This is a genomic window from Acinetobacter sp. Swhac1 (genome assembly GCF_013390985.1).
GTDB lineage: Bacteria > Pseudomonadota > Gammaproteobacteria > Pseudomonadales > Moraxellaceae > Acinetobacter > Acinetobacter towneri.
The window spans coordinates 1-9,973 of the sequence record NZ_JACASN010000047.1; the positions used below are offsets into that span (position 1 = coordinate 1).

The 9,973-nt window shown below is 32.9% G+C and carries 5 protein-coding genes, 1 tRNA gene and 3 pseudogenes; 3 read left to right on the forward strand and 6 right to left on the reverse strand.

The window, feature by feature from the left end:
• Nucleotides 1–132: 132 nt before the first annotated feature.
• Nucleotides 133–417 (forward strand): annotated as a pseudogene (locus HX743_RS14800) (transposase); the annotation flags it as partial.
• 343 nt (nucleotides 418–760) lie between these two features.
• Here HX743_RS14800 and HX743_RS14805 read toward each other — a convergent pair.
• The 4 genes from HX743_RS14805 to HX743_RS14820 form a co-directional block, all read right to left on the reverse strand.
• Nucleotides 761–4,165: a tyrosine-type recombinase/integrase gene (locus tag HX743_RS14805; protein WP_178319587.1), complete on the reverse strand. Its 3,405-nt coding sequence runs from the start codon at nucleotides 4,163–4,165 to the stop codon at nucleotides 761–763.
• Entirely contained in the window at nucleotides 4,162–6,456 is a 2,295-nt protein-coding gene (locus tag HX743_RS14810) for a hypothetical protein (protein WP_178319588.1), read from the reverse strand. Before HX743_RS14810 ends, HX743_RS14805 begins: the two co-directional genes overlap by 4 nt.
• Before the next feature lie 23 nt (nucleotides 6,457–6,479).
• Nucleotides 6,480–6,992 carry a hypothetical protein gene (locus HX743_RS14815; RefSeq protein WP_131262052.1) on the reverse strand — a complete coding sequence of 171 codons (513 nt, stop codon included), beginning with the start codon at nucleotides 6,990–6,992 and terminating at the stop codon, nucleotides 6,480–6,482.
• Between the two features lie 216 nt (nucleotides 6,993–7,208).
• A complete protein-coding gene (locus HX743_RS14820; protein ID WP_010111312.1) occupies nucleotides 7,209–7,415 on the reverse strand; it encodes a helix-turn-helix domain-containing protein in 207 nt (68 codons plus the stop codon).
• Nucleotides 7,416–8,136: 721 nt separating this feature from the next.
• Here HX743_RS14820 and HX743_RS14825 point away from each other — a divergent pair.
• Nucleotides 8,137–8,670, forward strand: a pseudogene (locus HX743_RS14825) (IS21 family transposase); the annotation flags it as partial.
• A pseudogene (locus HX743_RS14830) lies at nucleotides 8,655–9,095 on the forward strand (transposase domain-containing protein); the annotation flags it as partial. The pseudogenes HX743_RS14825 and HX743_RS14830, both read left to right, overlap by 16 nt.
• Nucleotides 9,096–9,403: 308 nt before the next feature.
• Here the strand turns inward: HX743_RS14830 and HX743_RS14835 are convergent.
• Together HX743_RS14835 and HX743_RS14840 are read right to left on the reverse strand one after the other, a co-directional pair.
• Nucleotides 9,404–9,480, reverse strand: a tRNA-Ile gene (locus tag HX743_RS14835).
• A gap of 328 nt (nucleotides 9,481–9,808) precedes the next feature.
• A partial coding sequence (locus HX743_RS14840) for an integrase core domain-containing protein (protein WP_178319589.1) occupies nucleotides 9,809–9,973 on the reverse strand: 165 nt, incomplete at its 5' end.

Sequence of the window (9,973 nt, forward strand, 5' to 3'; positions counted from 1 at the left end):
AAGTGCATAATCAATCGCTTGCTGTTTAAATTCGGGACTAAAACGTTTAGCCATTTCTTGAATCTCCAAAGATTAAAGTTACGTTATCTTTAGAGGGACGTGCTGTCCATTATTTTGTCTAGGATCAGTGATCCACCCAGAAAAAATGCTAAACCCTGGAAAGATACTAAGCCTCACTCACTAGAGCGCAATGAATTACTTCAAACGGTTAAACATTTAGGCAGGACACTATGGAAAAAATGGTCGAGCTATCATCGTCGCAGTTTGGTGGAAACCAGGATGCATTGCATCAAATTATTGGGGGATAGACTGACTGCAAGACATTTTCAAAGTCAGGTCAATGAAATACATGCACGTGTAGCAGTATTAAATAAATTCACGGAATTAGGTAGACCGCATACCCGAGTTGTCACTTAAATTTGAACGGCTTGGGGGAAATTCGGCTTTTGAATGTTTATGCAACAAAGCCATCAATAACTAAAGAATAATCTTGATTGAATCATTAGGTTTGTTGCTTAATCTGCTAAAAAAAAGCCAGATTCAAATAAACAAAATCCGGCTTAAACCGATTCGATCATCAAGGGTAGAATAATTCGATACTATTAAACATGAGGATTAAAATGCTGATTTTTTTAATTCAACATATGGTTTTAGTCCTCATATTTTTAAGCCCATTTCCTATCTACTACTCTGATTATTTAACATTTTTCGGAAACAAGCCATATCTACTAATCCTCACATAGCGACTACACTAGCAAAACTATGTAATCAAGCCAGAACTCTGCTTCATATTTCTCTGACGATATACACATAGTAAAAATAAAGTGCTAAAGATTTTTTGGCATGTGTTGTCCTTAAAATTCTTATTCTTAATTTCTACATTCACACCTTTTTTACTCTTCGCTTTTTTTAGTTCTACTTCAACTTCCTTCCAAGTTTTGGAAACACTGATTCTTTTATCAAATGCAGATGGATCCACTTTTCCTAGTTTGCCTAAGAACCTACTAAATTCCTGGTAATCTTTTTCACTCTTTATATAAACTTCCATACGTGCATCAATTAATCGTATACGGCGCTGAAAGTAATCAAGTACAAAGCTATCACTCATTAAACAATTGAAACACTGATAATTTTCAACAACTAATAAATTAGCTGTCTTATTCCGGTTTATATGCCTTAATAATCGATCTAGAGCACTTGGGGATTTCTGAACCTTCTTATGTTGAAAGTGACGATTTGCATAGAGTTTTACAGCTACATCACTCCCTATTGTACTGATTAAAGTATCCACCTCTCTACCTGATAGAGCGTTCAAAATATGATTGAAGCTTGCCATAAGCTGACGTCTTACCATCATGTCTTGATCTTCTTCGATCACCTCTTGCTCTGCGACATAAGTAATAAAACGATCTGGAAATATCATTTCTTGAATTATTCTCGAGCTTGAATTCAATTTTTCTACAATACTTTTTAGAGTAATTTTTTCTGTCACTTGCGATGTATTTAACTGTTTACTAAATAATTTAACCGGCAATAAAGCTCTGACTATTTTTGCAGATACTTTACTCTCTTCTATACATTGCGCATCAGCAACCAATAATGGTCCAAAATGTAAATAATGATTTACCGTCATTTCAATAGAAGAATGCCCCATAAGATGAGCAAGCTTCCTCCATACATCAGTACGAACATCAGCATGATCTAGACTATAAAGTAGATAGCTTTTAATTTTGCGAACTTGCTCTGGTGAATAATCAGTCCAAGATTTGATCAGTGAATCTGTTCCTTTCAAAACTAAAGCTAGATTGGTCGCAGCAGTGTGCCTAAAGCTATGAAATGAATAGTCGTGTGCTTGGTTCAACAATAACTGATCAAATATCTTCTTAATCAATTGACTCACAGATCGAGGTGAAATACTCCCACCCTCTTCAGAGAAAATCAAACAATCTTTGGCACCTAATGTATTTTGATTAATAGGCACCTTCATTTTTTTGTTAATCAAATGAATAACTGACATTAACTCAGCTTTAGTCAGTAATTGATCCAGGCACATTCCCCGTTTTGCATTAGTGGTTTTAATCTGACGAGTATAATTATTGTGGATAAAAATTTTGCAAATTTCATGTTTTTCATTGATAAAATAATAATGAGGATCATAACCAATTGTTTTATATTTAAAATTTATCATAGCTAAATCACTTAACTTTAATCCCAAAATTTCATTGAGTCTTAGCCCCGTTCTATACGCAAGAGTACAAATGACTTTAAGTATGTTCTTCTGGTCTTTGGTCAACTGAGTTTGGACAGCTATTAAATTTTTAAATTGATTAAACATTACTGGAGTAACATAGGACGTTCTACACACTTGCAAATCAGTTGATTGCAGTTGATCTAAATAATTAACACGAGGAGCACCAAAATTACGTATTAAGCTATTGTGAAATTTTTTTAGATTACTTACCGCATGCCCATAACTATTATGTTTAATCTCCCTCCCATTTTGTGAATGTTTTCTGTTTTTCTTGCTACGATCGCCAATGGATTTGACAGCCAAAATATGACTGTAGATCTCTTCAAATTCTTCTTCATCTATGGCTTGAAGGTCTAAATCATTACTCACAACATATAGAAAAAGTTCGTCAATAAATGATGATTTATAGGTATCTAAAGAACTCAGCTTAATACCTTTTTTACTTTTACCAGAGTCAATCGATTTTATTTCTTTCAGGCACTCCAAATACCAAGTAATCACCACAATCTGAACACTAACAAGAGCGATATCTTTTGACGAGCTATATTGCTGGGAAGAATAACTGTTTTGAAGCAAGCTAAGATCCTTTGAAAATTCAGCTATAACTTCACTCACACTCACATTATTAACATCCAAGTTTCTTACTAAACTCTTTTTAATATCTGCGGCACAGTGATAATCAGTATTCAAATTTCGAATCTGCTCCAACTTAGCCTTCTTCAATTCCGTATAGTAAAAATTATCTACAACAGCTTGATTGATGCTCTTTTTTTTAGACGTCTGAGTACTGTGATGTTTATCAATTCCTTCCAGTGCTTTTAAGGATGAATAAGAAAGCGCCGAGTAATTAAAAACTCCCTTAGATAAAGCAATAAGAAAACCATCTAATGTATTTTTCGTTCCAAAATATTGCACGTAATCTAAATGATCAAAAAGCTTATATCTATTCTTTGAAAAAATTTTAATAACAGCATGTTCGTGATCTACATCTTGTAAGCCCGATAAGATTTTTTGATCTAACATTTCCCTATTTAGATTGATTATAGAATCAATCAATTGCACCAATTCTTGATCTACTTGTCTTTTTTCTGGTTGTGTTTCTAACTCAATCTCGTTTACAAGTCGAATCAACATCAAAAAACTCATTGGGGTCAGATAAATTTGTTTAACTTGGTATGATTTTTCATCGTAAATTAAATTTGCATAAGACGAATTTTCTAGAGGATAACTATATAAGCAAGCAAATTTTGAAATATCTTTACCATATACAGATACAAGACCACCAGATAATTCAAATGGGGAAACTCTATCATTCGAATATGTTTCCCTCACTGATTTTAAAATTGAGAGCAAATCAGCTCGTGTCCGACATCCACAGTCAAAAATGAGAGCCAATAAGAACTGACGAAGTAGAAATTGTTTTTGTTCGAATGTCGCATACGGATTGAATTTACTTGTCTTAAGCCAATGTGGTAATTGCTTTTGCCAAAAATCATGCAGCTTTAGCTTAAAATCATGTAATTCCCTTCCACTCTGCAGTTTAGTTTGCGTAGATTCAATATCTTTGATATTAGGTGGGAAAGAGCTGGTTTGAATCAGTGGTATATCATAATTACAAGCCAACCATTGTATCTTTAATTCAATCTCATGTTTATTTTGAACACATAAATCTGACCAATATTGCCATCCAGCTTTTAACTCATCAGCATCCAATTTTAGTGATTTGAAGTATTTATTAACTTTGGCTCTCGCCTTATATATCTTCTCTTTAATTTTATCGTCAAGCTTAAGCTTTAAATTATGCTCCACAACCTCTTCAACTAGCATATTTGAAATACTTTCAAATATGCTCTTTGCCATAGATTCCAATTCTTGCTTTAATTTTGAAAATCTCTCTAATTTTTCATTATTCATAAAGAAATCCCCACAGATATGAGTTCAAGATCTTTAAAAAGCTTGCTTAAAGCATCCTGAATTTGAGTTTTGTAAGCATATGGCTGTAAAGATGATGATTTAGAAAATCCAATTTCACCTTGTTGATCATGCGCATACCATGACTTGAAAACTGCATCTGGCAAATCAAGGGTATTTCTTACAAAATGTCGAATCCAATTGGGGTATAACGGCTCTATTTCAGGGAAGTTCCGTGCAAGGTAAGAAGCCACATCTTTCTGAGTTAAAGGACTTATTTTTATATTCATGAATCCTGCATTTTTCTTCCAATAATGAAGATAGTAGTTATCCTCACTTTTAGTTAACATCCCTGAATCCATAAGGTCTATAATGAATTTTTCATAAAGCTTTAATTCGTTAGCAAAAAATTCAGTCAGTGGTGAAAAGCGGCCATGACGTCGTGATTGGCTATTTTTATCATGAATGTAGACTATGCCTGTAATGAAGTCATAGTTCTCCTTGATACTCGATGCAGCAATTGCTGGGCGTGCTCCTGAGGATAAAAGACAACAAATCCAAATCCAGACACTGAAAGCATTAAATCGTTCTTCAATTGATTTCTTATCCCTCAATACCTCAATGACCTGGTTGTTCAGTGAATTTAAGAATTTTTTCGCCTGATTAAATGACCAAGCTCGCTGACTTCCTACACGTTCATCACTTTTAGCTTGAATGAATTGAGGACGATCTAGCACATGACTCTCATGTTTATTCTGAAACCAAAGCCATACGTATTTCTCATACGAATCATTTAACTGTTTATAAGAAAAACCACCGTATGCCAGATCAGGTTGATGTGAAACTTGTTTACCAATGAGAAAATTCTTTTGTAAATCATCTTCACAAATTCGATGTAAATGAAATGAAAGCTGCGAGGCGATATGAGTAACAGATAGATTTCCAATACAATAACCAAAGAAACACTCTTTCAAATACTGATTAAAATCGGTGTTTGTATAGCCACTTAGTTGCGCTTTTTTGATTCGATCAATCCACATTGCAGGAATTTGGAATGTCCAACTGGAATGTTTATTCTGCCTATTTCCTTTTTTTGCAATTTCTCCCTCCAACTTTTTATTAACATCGGCATCGACGGTCCATAAATAATAATCACGACCAGAAGAATGTTTTAATTTCTTCATTTCAAAAAAGTAATCAATATATTGAAAGACAACAGCACTCATTCCTGTACATAATGACATTAAGAAACAGGCAGCCATGGCAGATTTTTCTATGTCTTTATTGTTCTGTAGTTCGTCATGTAAGACCTGATAAATAACTTTCAAAAAAGGTGGGTCAATATAATAAACATTACTCACAGTCTGTTCGTGTACATGATCGAGGTATCGACGCAATACTTGATGATCAACAAAAGAGGATACTCTGCGTGTACTCTCATCTTGACTAAAATCATATTCACGTTTTTTTATATCTTCATCATCATCATCATCATCCTTTGCACGAGCATCCGAATAATCCGAGAAGCCTTCTGTGATCAAAGGTGGGGCAATGAAACTTAAAATAGAAACCTCTGTTTCCTCAAGTGAGGGTTGAGCTTTTTTTCTATTCACCTGTACTTTTTCATCATAGTAGAGATTTTCAACAGCCACCCTATATTCATCTAAATAGCGATTTAATGATTTTTCAATCTGATTATTTTTCTGTGCATTGAAAACTAGACAAGTAGCAATTGTTCGGTCTTTGTGATGTTTAGCATAATTACTAAATTCTTTTTTCGAAAGCTTTAATGGATCAACATCTATAATTGCTCTAAAATAGAAAACAAGATTGGTTAATACATCATCTACACATTTATCAAAGTTTTTACCCACCACTCTAAGTAATAAGTATAATGTATAGTTTATTCTTTGGACTTTTAATTCTGAGTCATCAAGCTTCAAAAGCAATCCAGACAAAAACATTACATAATTTAAAATTTCAAAAGTTTTATTATTTATCTCAATTCTAGTACCATTATTTAATTTTTTAGAATTATTGCATAGTATCGAGATACTCAAAAACCCCAATATATGCTTATATTTAGTTCTTTGCTGATATTTGCAAATATTAAAATACAACATTTCACAGCGATCTATTAGAATTTCAAAACTATCTTTATCTATAAAATTCAAATGAAAATCTTGAACATATTCAAAATTTAAAACCGCAAGTCTTTCACTATATCCAGAAATTGTTTTCTCAAAATCATTACAATGATTTTCAAGATCTTCCTGATTTAAAATTTCACTCATTTTAATTAACTCCAAAATAACTCTTAATACTCATTAAAATTCTTAGGCAATTTAAAAAATTTCACAAAATCACTTTTATATAATTTTTCATGATTAGAATATCCACGTTTTTTAAACACCTCCTTGTTAATATAAAACCTTATTTCCGTCTTATCTTTTTGGTTTAAATATTCAAAAATCCTGTTAAACAAATAATTTCTTGATTCCTTCTTAATTGAAGCACTTTTTAAATAATGAAAAAGCTCGAACCAAAAAACATAACTTGTTTGAGCCTCAACCCAAACCTTCTGATCTTGCTTGATCGAATCCGGTAAATAAGCACATGCTGTTTTAAAACATTCAAGATCGTCACTGATTCGTTTAGCAATTGAAGTAAGTATTTGGCCTTGGACCTTCTTTTGCAGGGTTACACTAGAGCCAGTTTGATTAAGTACAGTCTTAAGTATGTCCAATTGAGTTTTTTCAACCACAATCTTCGAGTGACTCGTACTACGATGTTTGACTTTTTGCTTTGATTTTGAATATTTTTTGGACATTATTAACTCCAAATCCTACCCTATAAAAATTTCATTAAGACTTTTTTTGAGCATGACAAAGCCTAGAGCCTAAATCTAAATCCAATTTAAACTGGTGATATTTCTTAAAAAATAGGTATATAAATTTTATGGATGAGATAGTATTTCTTGTTATTGCGTGCTTTTTACCTCTAAATAGAGTGAACGCCAATAGCATGAAAAACTATCTCAATTTTTCTAGACTTCTTCTTTGACACAAGCAAATTTATAGACTTCCGCTTTACTCCATCGAAGACTGCGACCATGCCTAATAGGACTTATTGGTCCGTTTTCATACAATGCCCATTTACGTAATGTTTGTTCTGCATACCCTAATAAACGAGCAGCCTCACTAGTAGATAGCAATAATCTATCTTGAGTAATTTGTTTAACTTTATGTTTCATGTTGATTAAGATATCTGGTTTAATACATTTACATAAAACTAAATTTTTTAATTAATTTATATATATATATCTGATTTTTTTATGATCCTATACTACTAAATAAAATTTTAAAAATTAACAAAACAATTATAATATTGATTTATATAAGATATTTTTAAAAAAAGTATGAAACTACAAAAGTAAAACTATTACCTTCTTAAGGACAGTCAATCACATCTATCTTCAACACCACTCAATTCAGAAGAATTACCATACATAACCACCTTATAAATCTCAATTCATTATCCACTTTCTTATTAAATTTAAAATATCAATCAATAAAATATATAAATTTATAATTTTTAAACAACTAATAAAAATATTCACAATCTTATTGAGTAATTGAAATTTTATAAAAAACTATTATATTAAACACATAATTTTAATTATCATTTAGTAATGAGAATTTTTTTAGCTATGGCGCTCAAACCAGATTATTTAAAAGTACAATTTCCTAATGAATAAGCTTATACCTAAAATTTATCATACAATTAATTAACCCCATTATGACAACATCTCAATAGGTTAAGTTAATATATCAATTGGGTTTAATTATAATATTTTAGCGGCAGTGTAAAATATCCCTCTAGCGGCATTTAAAAACTGCCACTTAGTTAATATAGTAGTCATTTGGAACTGCTCAAATATGTTAACTTTGGAGCAAGAAGTTACAGTTTAAACACTGTATAAACAAGGTTTATTTAAGGTAATGAGTTGAGAACTTGCGGAATCTAAAAATACCGTGCGTAAATATTTACAGCAAAAGTCCACACTACAGTATCGGCTTACAACCTAGAATAAGTATTCTTGACTCATATAAACCTTATTTTCTTGAACGCGTAAATACTCCTTATCCTGAATGGATTCCTGCCGTTGTACTCTACCAAGAAATTTTAGAGCTTGGATATCTAGGAAAGGTCAGGATCGATCTTAAGGGAATATCTTGCAACATTATAACCAGTCACCATACTGAAACCCTAAACTGCTCGACTGTGCTAAAAAATATGGCTTTCGCCCCAGCATATGTAAGCGCTACTCTGCACAAATCAAAGATAAAGTTGAACGCTTTAATGGATACCTCAAATCAAGCTTTATTGTGTTATTAAAAGCAAGCTTGAAGACTTCGAGTTTACTGTTAGATGTTGATTGTTACCAATGGCCCCCTATTGGCCGGTGGCTACATGAAACCGCCAATAACCGGATTCATGCCACTACTGTCAACAACATAGTCAACCGATCATGCAACAACTGTATTAATGGCTCAACCAACACCATCTAACGCGGCTATCGAGTTCTCTAACTGTTCGAACGATCAACTAAAGCTTAAAACTCTGGCAGGCACTCTACCGCTATCTGGTTGATGGTAACTTACCAATCAACCTAAGAAGCATTACTTCGTAAGGGATCGAAAATCAGATGTGTCCGTAGGCCTTGGGACGTAAGAACTGGTTGTTTACTGACTCGCTGCGCAGTTGTAAGTGAGCGGCTAATATGATAAGCCTCATTCAGTCAGCAAAGCTGAATGGATTGGATTCCTATGCCTATTTAAGTGATATGCTAAAAAGGCTGTCAACACATAAAGTGTCCCGACTAGATGAATTACGACCACACTGCTGTAAATCTAACTTAATTAAAAAATAACTATGAGGTTCACCGGACGCTTACGTAGAAACTTGTAATAAACTGATCTAAAAAATGGGACATATACATCATAATTCGCATCTCAAAGTATTAACTTAAATTGTGATTAAGCCATGCCAGAATTAGATCGCCTCCATACCCATGTTGTCACTTAAATTTGACTAACTACAGGAAATTCTATTTTTCAATTCTTTACACAACAAAACCAGTTAAGAATAATGTTGATTTAAGCTGCTTACCATTTGCTTACTAGAATACAAAAACAAAAAAACCACTTAGGATTAGTACACCTAAGTGGTTGTTTTATATGGTGGGCCCAGACAGACTTGAACTGTCGACCAACGGATTATGAGTCCGCTGCTCTAACCGACTGAGCTATAGGCCCTAAAATTGAATTTGTTATAATTCAACAAGTTCAAGCGCAAAGAATACTAGCGAAGATTTTTTAAAAAAACAAGCTATTTTCAGAAATTGTAGTATATATAATCATCAGACAAATTTGATTATTATTGAAATAAAAAAATACACCTTCACTTTCCGAAAATTTGCCCGATGCAATTTTAAACGCTTCTCTTTACTCACTTCCAAAAACAACTCAAACATTGACCAGATGAATATCACCTACGGCAACGCAATAAGATAGAAACATTATTTAGCTTATTGAAAGATCAATAGGTAATCCTCCCATAAATAACCGAAGTTAAAAGTAGAGGTTAAGCAGCCATTAGAGGTGGCTTTCCTTTGTTAGCTCGATGTGGTCTTTCATGGTTGTAATGCCACAACCAGTTTGTTGCATAATCTTGTACTTCATCCAAAGTATCAAATAAATGCTTGCTCAGCCAACTATAACGTATGGTCCGATTATAGCGTTCAATATA

Coding starts and splice junctions, on each gene's coding strand:
- HX743_RS14805 (WP_178319587.1), bottom strand. CDS start 4,165: ATGAATAATGAAAAATTAGAGAGATTTTCAAAATTAAAGCAAGAATTG.
- HX743_RS14810 (WP_178319588.1), bottom strand. CDS start 6,456: ATGAGTGAAATTTTAAATCAGGAAGATCTTGAAAATCATTGTAATGAT.
- HX743_RS14815 (WP_131262052.1), bottom strand. CDS start 6,992: ATGTCCAAAAAATATTCAAAATCAAAGCAAAAAGTCAAACATCGTAGT.
- HX743_RS14820 (WP_010111312.1), bottom strand. CDS start 7,415: ATGAAACATAAAGTTAAACAAATTACTCAAGATAGATTATTGCTATCT.